A 16232-nucleotide genomic window follows, 5' to 3' on the forward strand; every position below is an offset into this window, starting at 1 on the left:
GGCAAACAGACATGGCAATAACAATGCACTTAGATATCGTCAGTGCTGAACAAGAAATATTTTCAGGGGTAGTGGAGATGGTTATCGCTACCGGTGAATTAGGTGAGGTGGGCATAACCCCTGGTCATGCCCCTCTGCTGACAATCCTGAAACCAGGGGAAATTCGTGTAAATCTTCAGAATGATCGTCAGGAAATCTATTATGTTTCTGGTGGGATGCTTGAAGTGCAACCCTACTATGTAACTGTTTTGGCTGACACTGTTGAACGCGCTGAAGATTTGGATGAGGCTGCCGTCATTGCTGCAAAGGCAAGGGCTGAGGAAGCTATTTCAAATAAAAGTTCTGATGTTGACTATTCCATCGCAGCTGCTGAATTAGCTCGCGCAGCAGCACAGATACGTGCAATACAGAAAGTTCGCAAAAATCTGAAATGATACACTTCTACAACTGTCCTATATAGGACAGTTGTAGTTCTGTCTAACCTTATGCTAGTAATTAGTTCACATTGTTATCCACAGCTTCTGGTTTGATAGAAAAGACAAAAAACTCTGTGAAATCAATAAGATAAAAAATAAAGTCTTGCTTTTCAAGAAAATTTATAAAATTATTCACATTTGCGATTGAAATAGGTCATGCTCTCCTATCCTTGCTTTTCGTCGCCCTGAGCGCTTCTCGCCATCCTGAGCCCCTTCGCCATACCGAACGCAGCGAGGGCTCTCCGGGATTGCACTAAGCCACATTCAGGAGATGTATCTCTACGTTCGACATGACGTACGTCTTTGGAGGCGTCCGCAGGAAGGGAGGGGTAGTCGATTCGAAGTTCTTTCCTTTCTAATCTCAGCAAATTCGCTGCCTGCGAAATAAACTGATAGAATGTTTTTGCCCTATTAACCCTATTTGCACTAGGATGAAGTTTATCTGCAAATACAAGCCAGAAAAATAGTGTTATGAATGATGCCATAGAACGTAAACCTCTGACTGAATTTACCGAAAAGGCATACCTTGATTATTCAATGTATGTCATTCTCGATAGAGCCCTTCCCCATATTGCTGATGGACTGAAACCTGTACAAAGGCGTATTGTCTATGCCATGTCTGAATTGGGGTTGAAAGCAACTGCTAAGCATAAAAAATCTGCACGTACCGTAGGGGATGTCTTAGGTAAATTCCATCCGCATGGCGATTCAGCTTGCTATGAAGCAATGGTGCTAATGGCGCAGCCCTTTTCCTATCGTTATCCCTTTGTTGATGGACAAGGAAACTGGGGGTCAGCCGATGATCCTAAGTCTTTTGCTGCTATGCGTTATACAGAAGCCCGCCTGTCGCACTATGCAGAGATTCTATTATCCGAGTTGCAGCAAGGAACTGTTGAGTGGGTTGATAATTTTGATGGTACTTTGCAAGAACCCTCTCTGCTTCCAGCCAGACTACCCAATGTATTGCTTAATGGAGCGACAGGAATTGCTGTGGGCATGTCATCGGATATTTTGCCTCATAACCTAACCGAAGTAGCAAATGCCTGTATTCATTTGCTTGATAATCCAAAGGCAGATTTGGCAGAGATTTGTACCTATATAAAAGGACCGGATTTTCCTACAGAAGCGGAGATAATCACTCCCGCATCAGCGATTCAGGCGATGTACGAGACGGGTAATGGCTCAGTGAAGATGCGCGCAATCTATCGTGAGGAAAAGCACGATATTGTGATTACCGCCCTTCCTTATCAGGTATCAGGTGCAAAGGTGATCGAACAGATTGCCGCCCAGATGCAGCAGAAAAAGCTACCTATGATAGAAGATTTGCGCGATGAATCTGATCACGAGCATCCCACGCGGATTGTTATCGTACCCAAATCGAATCGGGTGGATGTTGATGGCTTGATGTCACACCTCTTTGCTACGACGGATCTTGAACGTAGTTACCGCGTCAATTTCAATATGATTGGCCTGGATGGCAAGCCGCGGGTGAAAGGCCTGTTAACCCTGTTACAAGAATGGCTAACCTATCGTACAACAACAGTAAAAAGACGGTTGCAGCACCGCTTGGATAAGGTTTTGGATCGCATTCATGTATTAGAAGGTTTGATCACCGCTTATCTAAATATCGATGAGGTGATTGCTATTATCCGCGAGCATGACAATCCAAAGCTAGGATTAATGGAGCGCTTTCAGCTGAGTGAAAGGCAGGCTGAAGCAATCCTTGAAATGAAATTGCGTCATCTAGCCAAATTAGAAGAAATAAAGCTACGTGGCGAATTAGATGAACTATGCAAAGAACGCGATTCATTGCAGGCTATCCTGGCTAGCGAAAGACGCTTAAAGAGCTTAATTAAAGATGAAATTAAGGCTGATAGAGATCAATATGGTGATGTGCGCCGCTCACCACTAATGGAGCGCCAAGATTCGCAAGCGCTGAAGGAAGAAGACATCTTACCGAATGAGCCAATCACGGTTGTGTTATCACAAAAAGGTTGGATTCGTGCTGCCAAAGGCTATGACATTGATGGTCGTGAACTAAGTTATAAAGCTGGTGATGAATTTAAGGCCCAAACCAATGCCAGAAGCAACCAACAGGTTGTGTTTTTCGATAGTGAAGGAAAGGTCTATGCCTTGCCAGGCCATGTGCTACCTTCCGCGCGAGGACAGGGCGAGCCGCTAACTGGAAAATTAAATCCTGCTGATGGTATGTCATTTCAAGCGCTCATTTCAGGTGATGCAAATGATTGGGTTCTGCTAGCGAGTGATGCTGGTTATGGTTTTATAACCAGGGTGGAAGAATTGTATGTGAAAAACCGTAACGGTAAAGCCTGCATTAAATTATCCAAAAATAGTGTGGTTCTCCCCCCGCGGTTGATTAGTGACAAGGAGTCTCAATTAATTGCCGCGGTTACCAGTGCTGGTCGACTACTTATTTTCCCAGTAGCAGAATTGCCAGAACTTTCCAGGGGCAAAGGGAACAAGATAGTAAATATTCCTACAGCAAAGGCGGAACAACGTGAAGAGTTCGTCATTGATATCCAAGTATTAGCTCATGATGACTCATTAACTGTACATGCAGGAAAACGCCATTTTACTTTGAAAGCAGCTGATTTGAATCATTATCTAGGTGAGCGAGGGCGCCGTGGTAATCGCTTGCCTAGGGGATTACAGAATGTTACGGCCTTGCAGGTTTCAGCGGGGTCTAGTGCTAAGTAGAGTGAATATCCCGGGCTTTAAGTAATAGGTCACCCCCCCATCCCGAATTTCCGCGGCTTGACCGCGGGAGCTATCGACTCAGGGTGAAGCGCTTCTAACCATTGGGTCCCGCGGTCAAGCCGCGGGAATTCGATACTGGAGTAGGGGCTGACCTATTACGAGCTTTAATCCCCCAGTAAAGCCTGTACCTGCAATTTCTGCTCATTAGACAAGGTTGTTAATGGCAGAGTTGCTAATCCAGCACTGCAATATAAATCCTTGATCTCTCCTCGGGGAAGTGCGTTCAGATGCATTTTAAGCGTGTTTAGATCGCCGCGCTGCAAAGGGCCAGTAAGCGCCTCAGGTAAATTAGCAGTTTGCTGAATATTACCCAGACTGCTAGTCATTAGATTGACTACCATTTGTTTTGCGATATCCTCAGGTATTCCTGCATTATCAAACAATTCAATCGCTGCTGCAGCCAAGGTTAGCAAATAATTCGATGCAATTACTGCTGCTGCGTGATAAAGCGTTTTGCTCTCGGCCTTTATAGGGATAACCCTTGCTTCTAATCGTTTAAAAAGAGAGGTGATTTTCTCTACTGCTCCTTCATCACCCTCAATGACACAATCACAACCACGAAATGCAGCCTTATCGGGATTGCCCCACCGAAATGCCTTGAGTGGGTGAATGGAGGCAATTTGGCAACCAAGTTCTTTCAAAGGCGTTAAAATTGTAGAGGGCAGAACGCCACTACAGTGGGCGACAATAGTTTGCGGGGCAATGATTTTTTCCTGCGCTAAATATTGAGCTAGTTGAGCGATTCGATCATCGGGGGTTGTGATAAAGGTTAAATCGGCAAAGGGAAGTTTGTTTAAATCAGCTACGGCGATCCCCGAACCAATTTGCGCTATAGCCATTTCTGCGTTAAGGTATTTTTCAGAACAGATGGCCGCTAAATTTACCCCGTCTAGGCCATGCAAGGTTTGAGCAATTGTCTTACCTAGGCGCCCCCCTCCAATAATATTAAATTTCACTGCTATCCCCCTAATACCAGGCTAAGACAACTTTTAGCACAATCTTTGCTAAAATTTTTCACTTTGTAGCAAAATAATAAGGTATAATAGCCCAAAGTAGTTTGTAGAGAGTATTATTATGCCCTTTCATATTCAAGGTACTGCTAAACAAGTATTTGAGCGTTTTGGATGCCAGTGGCTCATGGCTTCGGGGACTACGCAAGCCCAAGTCAATAAAGATATTGCACGAACCCTGTTTTTTGGTACGAGTCAGCAACATGATGAACATCTGAAAATTTGGTCTGATCCAGAGCAAAGTCCGCCGAGTCAGTATGCCCAGGGCAATATGTTTGCCGGTAACCTGATGTTTTTATTTGCTAAAAACGGAGTCCCGCGCTCATTTTTTAAAAAAGAAGAATTGGAATTAGGCGATCCTCTTCAAGCTGTAGCGCACAAAATATCAACTACTAATTTTGCTTATATTGATGAAGAAGGTAACCCAAGAGGGCTATTAATTTATTACCGTCAAGATGATCCAACTCAATGGTTTATTGCCCATACGAAAAATGCCAATAAAGCGCCGGACGAAACTCAAATAGAAATACTGACCTCCTTTGAGCCTGAACCAGTGCCGGTATCTGGGAAGACAACCTGTAAAATAGAAAAGGTATCATCAGCCAAAGATGCTTTCCTTAATTCTATTGGCTCCCCACGGTTGGAGCGTTTTGTTCGCAGCATTTTAGGGGCGAATAACAGGTTAAATTTAGCCGCAAATAAGATTGACCTATTCACACAATATGTCTCAACAACGAATGGCTTTGAGGATAATGTAGACTTACTTGATGCCTTTGATAATCGCTTAGATGATATTTTAGCGAACCCAATATATGCTTTACTGCGAAGCTTCAGGCCGGCTTTAAAGCTTGCAGTAAGACAGATGCTGAACTGTTTGGATCCAAATAGCCCCTTGTCTCGATTAATTAGCCAATATCCTCTTCAAGAAGATGACTACACGAATAAGCGCCGCTTAGGGACAATAATCTTCCTCGATAAATGGAATTTAAATCACAGGCAAGAGCTTTTTGCTGCTGACGAAAAACTTGAGCAAAATCTCCAAAGCTTATTAGGTCGTTGTGAGCATGAGTTTTTGGTCGATTGTCTGGCAAACGACTTAAAATGGAAGGGAGTGCAATTTTTAACAAAGATTTCTGCTGGAAACCAGCACCTGGATTTTGTGCAGCAACTTAGTGGCATAGAAGAAGAGGCGATTTGGGGTAAATTAGCTGTTTTGGCTGATTTGAAATGGGAATTTCCAAAAGATAATTATCACTATCTCTTCGCCTGTAAGTATCTTTTAAATTCACCAACAACTTCACTTGAAACGCTTCTAAAATTGGCTGACACTCTTTCACCTGGCTTGCAAGAAGTTTTTGAACCAACAGACTTGGCGGATCATTTGACAAGCCCAGTGAAAGATGATGGCGGGCTTAGGTATTTGCAGCAGGCTAAACGGGACTTCTCAGAAATCCTGCCAAAATATAAAAAGGCTGCTGCTTGGCGGAAAGTGCCTCTACCAGCTAACCTTCTTGCAGAGCTTGGAGAAAAGTATAAAAATGGCGCAGGGGAGGAGCTTTTAGCTCAACTCGGCTTTTGCTCTAGTGTTGAACAATTCAAGGCTGCTTATAGTTTAGCTGATATAGGCTTTAGCCTGATTGAGTTACAAGGGTTGGTAATGGATCCTGATTTGGTTTTCATTATTAATTCTCTCAATAAGTATAATTTAGGTCTGAATTTGCTGCGGAATGGCTCTAAACTCGCTGTTTTCAAAGAGATCCGTGCTATCAAAGATAGTAACGAGCGAGATGCTTGTTTAATTTTATTTGCGCAAAGACAACTTAAAGCTGATGAATATTTTCAGTTCAGGGAGTCATGCAAGACTTATCCTAGGTTGGCCGCTTTAGTTGTTGAGCAACACAAACAAGGTTTGAGTGAGGAAGAGTTAAAGGAACTTGCCTTTGATCCTACTCTGCATCGTTCGGCTAGCTTTTTGTCGGGCTTAGGTATTAAGTATGAGTTTAGCAATTTAACCCCTCTTCTCCGTCAAACAACTTTGGCAATTGCGGACTTAGCTAAAGAAAACAAAGACGACAGCACAATCGATGCCTACCTGAAAGCAGTATTGCTGGGGCTTCTGAAATTTTATGGTGATGACGGCGATCTTGAGGAGATGCAAAAAGTATTAGCCGACGCCAGGATAGTGGCAGAGAAAAAACTGGCTGAAGGTGAAGAACCTTTGGAAATGAAGAAAGAGTTCGCTCTTATCAAAAAATTAGAGGCCTTTCTTAAGGGACAAATAACCCTCTGTACAAGAGCCTCAGAACTAGAGATTCCTCAAGAGCAGCTCCTAATGAATAGTAGAGTGCATGCTCATGAAGCAGCAAGAGCCCTAGCTTTAGTTGATATTATGGCTAAAGAACGGAAGGTTGATTTATTAGCCCACGTAGGCCGTCTCGCAACCCTTGGTGAGCAAATACTCAAGGGGTTTGCGAGCTTGGATGCGAAGATAGCGGTCAATGAGGAAATAACTACGGAAGCAGTCAATGCGCTAATTGAAGTGTATTTAGACAATGATGATGACCCAGAGGAGCTAGCCTTTGAGCGCTTGTTAACAAATCGCAAATTGACTAGGGCAATTCTGGGTGTTGCGCAACATAATTTGCCAGTTCAGCCTTTACTAGATTTAGAAGAGCCTGAAAGTAAGGAAATCTTAGCCGCCTTAAATGATCTCAATGAAATTGGACCAAAGCAAAGAGAGGGCTATGAGTTAGCAATGCAAGATGATGAGCAAGGACATGATTTCCGTTTGCTCCTGTCTAAGATTCCTGTCGCTAACCAACCTGAATTGGTGCAGATGTTAAGTGAAGGTATTATAGAGGAGCGAACAGTTTCGGTTTCTGATGGAATTGCAGCCTTCTATAAAAATCAAAAACTTAGAAATCTTGCTTACCGTTTAGATGAATCTTTAATAATTGTTAATCGTCTGCGAGAACTTGATTTTGATGATGATGTTATTGAGTTTGCGCTTAAAGATAATGAAAAAAGCAGATACTTTTTCAATACTGTTGCAAAAATTGAAGCGGAGAGCGGGGAAATAAGAAGCCGTTTGCTCGTAGAGCATAAAACAAAATATGATCTTCTTGAGGCAGGACCTGAAAAAGACTATCGGAAGACCCTGTATCAAACTATATATAGTGCTCTGAATGCAGAAGCGTCGACAACAAAACAGACCTTGGTGGCCCAGTTGGAGCAAGGTATTAAGGATGCAGATGCACATATAGAGCCTATTCTGCCAATTGAGAGTCATCCTTGGCTGCGTACTGCAAAGATGATTATCGCTAACCTGGTAATGGGCGTACTAACCGTTCTTACCTTAGGAGCGGCGGGAGCTAGTTTTTACCAGCATTATGAAAAGACCGGTGATGTACTGTTTTTCGCGAGACCTGCGTCAGAGGAAAGCTATAATGCGATTAATAAACAAACCTTGAATGAGGTTACAGAGATTATTAATACAACACCAACCCGATGAGGTTGGTTAGCTCTTTCATTGCGAACCTCGGTTGGGCTTAACAGCCCAGCCTACGTCCTGTTCTCCCCTCCCTGTCAGCTTAGTTGTCCTGCTTTGCAGATTGTGTAATAGATTAGCCCCGCTCCAATATTGAATTCCCGTGGCTTGACCCATAAGTATCTACACAAGTGTTGGCAATAGGTCAGTCCTGTCACTCTAACGCAGCGTCATCCTGAGCACAGCGAAGGATCTCCGGGATTAGCACAGTGTCACATTCAGGAGATCCTTCGCTGTGCTCAGGATGACGTAGTGCTGAGACAAGGAGGGGATGACCTATTACCAGATTGTTCAGTATTAAGCCTTCTAGTTAAGGTAAAATAACCCAATATGACCATTGCTTTTGCAAGTTATTTTATGCGAATACATAATAGTCTTTAAAAATACTATTGAACAACTGAGCGTTTTTTGCTTAATATGGATAATCTATAGGGATAGAGATTAAGGAAAGAGCCATGTCTTTGCCAATGAAGGCGCTACGCTATGGCCAGTTTAAAGTCAAAACCACGGGAGAAACAGTACCCCCATCAGGGCACGAAGTACTCCAAGTCGAATTTACCGATGCCGATGGCCAACTTAAAACGGGATTCTATAAACCGCTTGCTGCTGATTATCCTCCCTTATTAGCTAAATACTCTGTAGCAGCAGGTATTGCTATGCGCTTATCTCTTGGCGATAGGGCTGCTGAGGATAGGCTTGTATTTGATGATTCAGGAAAGAATATCGTCGGTACAATATCAATAGCTGTTCCAGGCTATAAGCCCTTATTGAGCTCTGGTAGTACGGTGCCAGTAGATGTCCAAGAAAAAGAACAGGTTTGTCCTTCTGTAGAAACTCTCCTGCAAGAAAATGCTGCTGAGTTGCTAATTGCCTCCTGGTATCGCAAATGTGACGATCGCCACCCCGGTAATTTTAGCCTTGCTGGACTCATTGACTGGGATATGCTCCTTTATAATATTACCCACATCTTGAAAGGGGGCCGTTATATCGATGGCATTCTTAAACCCATTCCGCAAAAAGCCATGGGGTTAAGAGCCTCAGATTTGGATAATTTTCCCAATATCGAAGGCAGGACACATTGGCCTGCGAATACCAGACCCGGAAATTTTAACTACTATAAACATCATCTTGCCGCAGAGTCTTTTAAGTCTTTAGCAGCAAATCCTGCCTTAGAAACCAACGATGGGCCGGTCTCTTTTCAAGAGCAAATGTTTAGTGCTTTATTAAAGGAGTTACTCACCTTTGATCCAGAGGTACTACGCGCACGTCTGCAAGAGTATTTTGGTGATATGACGCTTGATTACCAATCGCTTGAAACCTCTAAGCGCGAAGCGCTAGAAGCCCAGTACCCTCAGTTGTTTAACAAAGAGGCCAATGGCAAGTCCTTTGTTGACCATATGATGGCGGTATTTCAACGGGAGTATGATGAGCTACGTTCTACAGTAGTGCTATACATGGGCTGTGAGTCAAATAGTTTTGGAGTTCCTGTAACTAGCTTTGCCAGTTTTCTACGTAATAAGCCCTCTGCTTTTAAGAAAATTAGTGATTGGGTCGATATGCAGTCAGCAAAGATGGAAGAAAATTGGAATAAGAATAAAGAGCGGATTCTTAAGCCGGAGGAAAATGCCGCAAAGCTGATTCCGGGTGCTAATTTTGTTGCTCCGGAAGGACGATTTAATAAAGCCAAAATGAAACAGCGTTATCATAAGTTTTGGCGTGATGCCCATGCCCCCATGTTGGGTGCTATTTTGGATGATGCAAAATTATTAGCCAATGATTTAGCCAATACTTTAAGAAGTGATAGACCCATTTCCTTGGCTCAATCAGTGTTGCAAATGCCCAAGAATGAGGGTGAAATTACTGAAGCCTGGATGTTATTAGGGGATCCAGATGGAATTAGCGAATCAAAAACGACAGATTGTGAGCCTAACAATGAGCAGCGGCGTGGGCTTATTATCCTGGAAAAATTTATAGCTGATCTGCATAGGCGTTCTGATCTTTATTTTAAATTGAAAGACGAGCAGCTGACCCCTGAAAATAATTGTAGCTTTATTGCTGATGTAGAGAGAATTCTTCAAGAGTGTGAGTCCAATCTCTATCGCGCTCTGGGAAATGAAGGGTCTAGTGTCTGGGCTCGTGAGTTCACCAAGATTGCCCAAGACTTACAACAGTTGACTGGCGGGCTCAATTTTGAGCGTCACTTACGTTCAAAAGACCAAAAGCTACACGCCGATATGCAACATGATTTCGTCGCTTTGTATAAGCGCAAACATACTGATAAGAATGTTGTAATAAGCTGTTTGAACGCCTTATTTGACTGGGCAGACAGCTTGGAGTCTGGCGTTCTCGATGACTATATTCGAACTATCATTAAAGACTGTTATGAGGCAAGTCCTTATAATTTTACAGCTAAGCGCTCGCGTGGTACGCAAGTTAGAGAATATTTAAAGTCAACAACAGAGCCCAGTGGCGCTAATCGCTTGGCAGCAATTTTAAGTACAGGAGGATGTGCGAATACCTCATTAAATACTCAATTGATTGCAACCCTAATTCCGCAGATGTTACAGGATACGAATCAAGTGGATGTCAATCTGCTTTCTGTTCGTAGTGCTTGTATGCGTGAACAGCTAGATAAGCTTTTATATACCCAGAAAGCTAGAGAGTTTGTGCTGGGTAATGAGCGCTTTGCACATGTCTATGCCAAGATTAATATGGAGCATTTTAATAATAGGATGTATAGCTGGATCTCAAATTTACCGCGTAAGGACTTTAAAATCCTAGTTGAGGACGCTTTAAAACTTTATGAGCCTTTTTCCTTTAACTGGTTCAGTGGCAAGGTAAGAGGTCCTAAGGTGCGTGGTTATTTAGATGACGAAAGAGGGCTTAGCAATGAAAAAGTGCTTGCCTTTATTTTTGCTGAGGGTGGATTAGAAACAAACTCCCTAAACACCATCTTATTTGAAAAAATTTTAGCCTTAATGAAGACGGAGATCCTTGCAGATAGCAACATACCAAAGGATGCCAGTAGTCAAATTGTGCTTAATGCAGAAATTAGTCCCGTTCCTCCCTGCCCTATCCTCTCGAGTTTGGAGGTCTATGCCAAACCAAGAACCTTTGAGCAGAAGCCTATAGCTGGATTAAAACGATCAAGAGACCATGAATCTTGCACTGTATAAAGTGATATGGTTCTGGGGGAAATAGCAACACCTGCATTTTCAAGGTATGATTTGCATCCATTTATTTTTCATTAGACCTATGTTCAAAGATTATTTAAAAACTGCACCGCAGTATTTACTCCCCAAGCAAGGTTTAACGCAGCTTGCTGGATTTTTGTCGGATGTGCAGCGCCCTGCTATTAAAAATGCCTTAATTCGCTTTTTTATTCAGCGCTACCAGGTGAATATGGCTGAGGCTGCTGAAGAAAACCCTGACAACTATAGTTGTTTCAATGAGTTTTTTATCCGCCATTTAAAACCAGAGTGCAGGCCTTTGGCGAAGGCTGATATTGTATCGCCAGTGGATGGTATTATCTCCGAGCTGGGCAGTATAAAAGAAGGTCAAATTTTACAAGCCAAGGGACGTTACTATACCGTCGCCGAATTACTGGCTTGCGATGCCGCTGTAAGCCAGCAATTTACGGAGGGTCGTTTTGCCACACTCTATCTTTCGCCAAAGGATTATCATCGCATTCATATGCCCATCGATGCCCAGCTTAAAGAGATGATCTATGTGCCCGGCAAATTGTTTTCTGTACAACCAACAACTGCTCGTGTAATTCCTCATCTTTTTGCACGCAATGAGCGCTTAGTCTGCTTTTTTAATACGAATGCCGGCCTAATGGCAATGGTTTTGGTTGGCGCTACTATCGTTGGCGCAATTGGTACACGTTGGCAGGGGGATATTCAACGCTCTGAACAAAAGCAATACTTCGATTTTGCAACCTTGAGTGAAGCAGAGGCATCTATCAAACAAGGCGATGAAATGGGCTATTTTAAATTGGGTTCTACGGTAGTATTGCTATTTGCAAAGGGTCAAGAGATTAGCTGGCATGAGGGACTGAAAGCCGGTACCAATATTCGCTATGGCCAGGCTTTTGCAGATCTTCGGTAGAACCATTTGGGGGCTGAGTAGTGGGTTAAGGACGTTTCATCAAAGCTGTTCGGGCTGAGGAGGCCTTTAGGCCGTCTCGAAGCCTTGCACAGTGTGACGCTTCGAGACCTGTGCTTGCGCACAGATCCCCGCGCGAATAATGGATCTTGCACTGCTTGCTTGTTTTGGTTTTCTACCACTGATAATCTGGTTGCCAACTAGTAATAGATTAGTCTCGTCATCCTGGGAATCTCCAGGATTAGCACTGTGACTCGTTCAGGAGATCCTCCCAAAGACGTACGTCATGCCGAACGCAGAGAGACATCTCCTGATGTGTAGCACAGTGCTAATCCCGGAGATCCCTCGCTATGTTCGGGATGACGAGGTCTTTATCGATGTTTGCCCCAATGGGGCTGGGCGTTCAGAATGACGGACAGTAATAGTAGGGCAGGGAGATATATACATATGCCAAGTCTCAGCAAACTTCTTTTCTGTATAGCAAATTTTGTTCTATTTACTTCAAATGCTATCGCTGGAACTATGGAAGCTATTTCATCGCCTGGAAGCTATCAACACGTTATTTCTTTATTTGGTGGTTATGCCAGCATAAATCATTCAGGCCGTTCACAAACCTATTTGGGCACGGATGATGAAGTTTTTGCCTATAACGGAAAGCGAAACAACAAAAATACTGAGTTGGTTGGCGTGTTTTTAGGCGAGGAATTTAACCAATTGACAATCAATCCTTCACTGCTATTTCAAGCCGGCATTGAATACACCTACTTCGGAAAAAATCATCTGTCTGGTTCAAATACCGCAGGAGTTGAGCCGGAAACCTCAACCTTATATCGCTATGATTATACTCTCCAATCTCAACAACTCCTGGCTGTAGCTAAAATCTTAGCGACGACACATCAAGTCTTCCATCCCTATCTATCTGTAGGCATAGGAGCATCATCTAATGATTCACGCCAGTTTAGTCAAAAAACACAAGAGCTAGAGAGCATCAATTTAGCACCAAGATTTGCTAATCACAGGAAAACTGCCTTCAGTTATAGTTTGGGTCTGGGTCTTGATGTTAATGTCAGCGCGCATCTGCGCATGGGGGCAGGTTATCGATTTTCTGGGTTAGGCCATTCTTCTCTAGGTAATGGTAGTATTGTGTTTAATAACTACAATTATCCTACTAGCTTTGGGCTGCACACAGGCAATGTTTATGTGAATCAAGCTGTTTTTCAGGCTAGTTACTTGGCTTAATGTAAGTGATTTGAGAAGAAAAACAGTGGGAATAATCAATAAATTACGAGTATTTATGAATCATTGAGAATCGTTTTAATAGTTCTCAATGGTACCGAGAAGAGGACTCGAACCTCCACGGGGTTACCCCCACTAGCACCTGAAGCTAGCGTGTCTACCAATTCCACCACCTCGGCATAGGGCGGTAAATTACTTAAGAATTGTTCGGCTGTCAATAATTATTGTTCCGATGAGTGAATTTATTGTTGTTACCTAAAGCCTGGCAGTTATGACTACCAGGCAAATAGGGCTCTAAAATACTTGGATTTCCTGTGGAGCTGGTACTACTGTTTGCACAGCGTTTTGTACAACAGTTTGTACTGCACTTAGGCTTGTACTCGCTTGACGTATCGCGGCTGCGTAATCTTCTTCTACTGGTGAGGCAAAGAGTTGTGGGCTATATCGCGGCTTTTCTTGTTGTGTAATGAAATTCCAAATTGCATGGAGCCCTTCAACCAAGGCGCGAAGGAAATTTCCAGCTGTTGATGCGTCCTGAGCGTTGTTAGTCAATTGTGCTAAATTATCTGCGGTAACATGTTGCTCTAACCTGCCTGTAACTCGAGTTACTAACTCACTGGGTTCAATATCCAACGCTAAATAGTCTGATTTAATATTATTTAAGTCTCTTAATAAGGTTGCGGCCCATGGGGTGTCTTGAATAAGCCGAGTTGCTTGAGTTAAACCGTCTATAAGGCCTACTGCAGCCGAATTACTTCTTTGAATATAAGTGTCGTTCAAACTTTTGTGGCGCTCTTCAATTGCTTTTATTGCCGAGTCAGCATCATCCAAAATTCCATCTAAAACTCTCTTTGATTTTGAATGATAGTCTTTAGCCAGATATGGCAAGGTATTACATATCTGTTGAAGATCACTAATATCATTACCACATATCATAGAAAGTGGTTCCACATTTCGTTGAGCTGCTAATTGTTCGAGCCGTTTTATCAAACTATCTTTTCTAGTCAAAAAGGCTTGCGCGTTGGTTATTTTCTGACTTAATGCTCTAGCAAGCTCATCAAGGTTTTTCTGAGTCGCTAATGAGGTTCTTGCTACTTCTGCAGTGGTTAGAGCCGTTAATGTCTCTATTTTTCCACGGGCAACTTCAATAGCTGTATTGATTGCCAGCTCGTCAAATTGCACATAAATCTGCAGTTCAGGCTTACCAGCAACAGAGACCGTCCTCTGTAATTCGGGCTTCTTGGCATTAGTTACCAACTCTTCAAGTGGTTTAATTGAAAGATTTATATGACTGCGTGCCAAGCTGGCGTCATAAAGTCTTTCTTCCTCAGCGGTTTGCAAAGTAGGATTGAGCCTATCTGCTATTAGGCCGGCTAACTCTATATTTACCGCACCTAAAGATTCAAATGCTTCCTTGGTGCAATCGATTTGTTTTTGAATTCGGTCTTTTTCTAAGGCGAATTTAGGTATAAGGTGAGCGTTTTTGCCGGTATATTCCTCGACTATCTGCTCTCTTTTGCGAATGACTTCATCTTTTACTAGCAATAAGCGGTTATATTCCTTCAGCAACTCTTGCACTCGAGGCTCATGTTCCACGTAGGGCTTGCTTTTCTTATTAGTCTCAAAAACTTCGATGACTCTCTGGAGTGCCGCCACTTTTAAATCATAAAACTCAGATAAACTATTTAATTGAGCCCTAAGATCAGATATAGCCGATGAACTACTAAGAGTCTCTTTGGGTTCTGTTTGCTCGATACCACTATCGCTTGCACTACTAGACTTTGAATGGGAGCTTCCAGCGTTGTTGATAACGGGACTCCTTAGTGCATCGATTTCCTCAATTCTAGCGGAAACTAAGTGGGTAGACTCATCTATTTTTTGAGTTAGGTAGGTGAGTTGTTCGATATATACTTCACGTTGCTTGATTAGTATTTCGTATAACTCTTCTAAAGTCCGCCCACTATATTTTCTGCGTAGTTCTAATCTGCGCTCCTCCTGTTCTTTACTCATAGAGGTCCCAGATGCATTTATCAAGAACCATGTCTCTTCAATGGTTTGCTCTTTGAGTTGTATTAAACGGGGTAGGTCTATATCTGCAATATTTTTAAGCAGCTCAAGTTGCTCATTAATCAGGGGATCTCTTTCTAATAGCGGTGTTAAACGGGAGATATTTTGACTATGGCGAGCCATTGCATCTCTGACTATTTTATGATGAGCTTTAATCACCTCAGCTAATTTATGAGCTTGGCTTTTAAGTTCTGTCTGCCTTTCTAGATTATCTGGTGCCGTAATTTCTGCTGTTCCTGTTATTTTTATTTTCTTACGTTTTGTATTCGCCTTAGATTTTGTATTCGCCTTAGATTTTGTATCGTCGACCACAGAAGCTGACACTGTTGCTTGATGTAGAGGACCGTATTTTTCTTCATGTATTTTTGTATAAACATCAATAAGGTTATTAATACCATCTAATTTATGTGCTTGATTAGGCTCGCTTATTAAGAGTTTGGCTTTTGCTTGTTCAAGCCTTGCAATAAATGCGGTGGCATCTTCTTTAAAACTTGTTTCCGGGGAGAAGTTGTCCGCAATTTTGGATAAGGTATCTTCAATACCTCCAAAGAGTTTACTAAAAAACAATTTTGCTCCGGATGTGTTCTCCGATGACTCTGATTCTGAAGGGGCTTCGTCTCCTATCATCCCTTTAAAACTACTAATCATTAAATCGAATAGAGCTAATTGGTACTCTTTACCTGCAATACGCCCGAGATTAATTAGCTTCTTTTGTATTGCGCTATCTTGAGTATGTTCATACTGACTAATTAGGTCATCTACTATGCTTAACTGATCCATGGTTCTGTCATTCTTTGGGAAGCGATCCATTGTTTCACGTAGTCTAAATAAATAATTTGCTCTTGCTTCAGTTTTTCTTTGCATAATAGATCCACCAAGATAAGTTCGCCATAAACAGGTCGATTTGGTCAAAATGATTACAGTTATTTTACTTGTCAAATGTTAGCAAAGTATTAAGAGGCTGGTATTTTCTGCACAGTTTTTTCATAAGAAAGTGTAAAGATTTTTAAT

At 42.4% G+C, this 16232-nt stretch carries 8 protein-coding genes and 1 tRNA gene; 6 read left to right on the forward strand and 3 right to left on the reverse strand.

Annotation, left to right across the window (positions count from 1 at the left end; all coding sequences use genetic code 11):
• The first annotated feature begins 11 nt into the window (after positions 1–11).
• Both BN1094_RS02220 and parC read left to right on the forward strand, forming a co-directional pair.
• Positions 12–434, forward strand: a complete 423-nt coding sequence (locus BN1094_RS02220; protein ID WP_043873660.1) for a F0F1 ATP synthase subunit epsilon — start codon at positions 12–14, stop codon at positions 432–434.
• Between the two features lie 513 nt (positions 435–947).
• A complete protein-coding gene (gene parC, locus BN1094_RS02230; protein ID WP_043872779.1) occupies positions 948–3194 on the forward strand; it encodes a DNA topoisomerase IV subunit A in 2247 nt (748 codons plus the stop codon).
• Between the two features lie 164 nt (positions 3195–3358).
• Here the strand turns inward: parC and BN1094_RS02235 are convergent, their stop codons facing one another.
• Complete coding sequence (locus tag BN1094_RS02235) at positions 3359–4225, reverse strand: Rossmann-like and DUF2520 domain-containing protein (protein WP_425411905.1); 867 nt, start codon at positions 4223–4225, stop codon at positions 3359–3361.
• Between the two features lie 103 nt (positions 4226–4328).
• On the opposite strand from BN1094_RS02235, the gene BN1094_RS02240 reads away from it, so the two are divergent.
• The 4 genes from BN1094_RS02240 to BN1094_RS02255 all read left to right on the forward strand — a co-directional run bounded on the left by BN1094_RS02240 (position 4329) and on the right by BN1094_RS02255 (position 13157).
• The gene (locus BN1094_RS02240; protein ID WP_043872781.1) at positions 4329–7775 is read left to right on the forward strand and encodes a hypothetical protein; all 3447 of its coding nucleotides are present in this window, start codon (positions 4329–4331) and stop codon (positions 7773–7775) included.
• A gap of 491 nt (positions 7776–8266) precedes the next feature.
• Complete coding sequence (locus tag BN1094_RS02245; protein ID WP_043872782.1) at positions 8267–10987, forward strand: hypothetical protein; 2721 nt, start codon at positions 8267–8269, stop codon at positions 10985–10987.
• A gap of 79 nt (positions 10988–11066) precedes the next feature.
• Complete coding sequence (gene asd, locus BN1094_RS02250; RefSeq protein WP_043872783.1) at positions 11067–11921, forward strand: archaetidylserine decarboxylase; 855 nt, start codon at positions 11067–11069, stop codon at positions 11919–11921.
• 444 nt (positions 11922–12365) lie between these two features.
• A complete protein-coding gene (locus tag BN1094_RS02255) occupies positions 12366–13157 on the forward strand; it encodes an outer membrane protein (RefSeq protein WP_052403083.1) in 792 nt (263 codons plus the stop codon).
• A gap of 89 nt (positions 13158–13246) precedes the next feature.
• Here the strand turns inward: BN1094_RS02255 and BN1094_RS02260 are convergent.
• Positions 13247–13333, reverse strand: a tRNA-Leu gene (locus BN1094_RS02260).
• Between the two features lie 115 nt (positions 13334–13448).
• On the reverse strand, positions 13449–16085 hold the full coding sequence (locus BN1094_RS02265) for a hypothetical protein (protein WP_043872785.1): 2637 nt from the start codon (positions 16083–16085) through the stop codon (positions 13449–13451).
• Between the last annotated feature and the right edge of the window lie 147 nt (positions 16086–16232).

It is taken from the genome of Legionella massiliensis, from assembly GCF_000756815.1.
Classification (GTDB): Bacteria; Pseudomonadota; Gammaproteobacteria; order Legionellales; family Legionellaceae; genus Tatlockia; species Tatlockia massiliensis.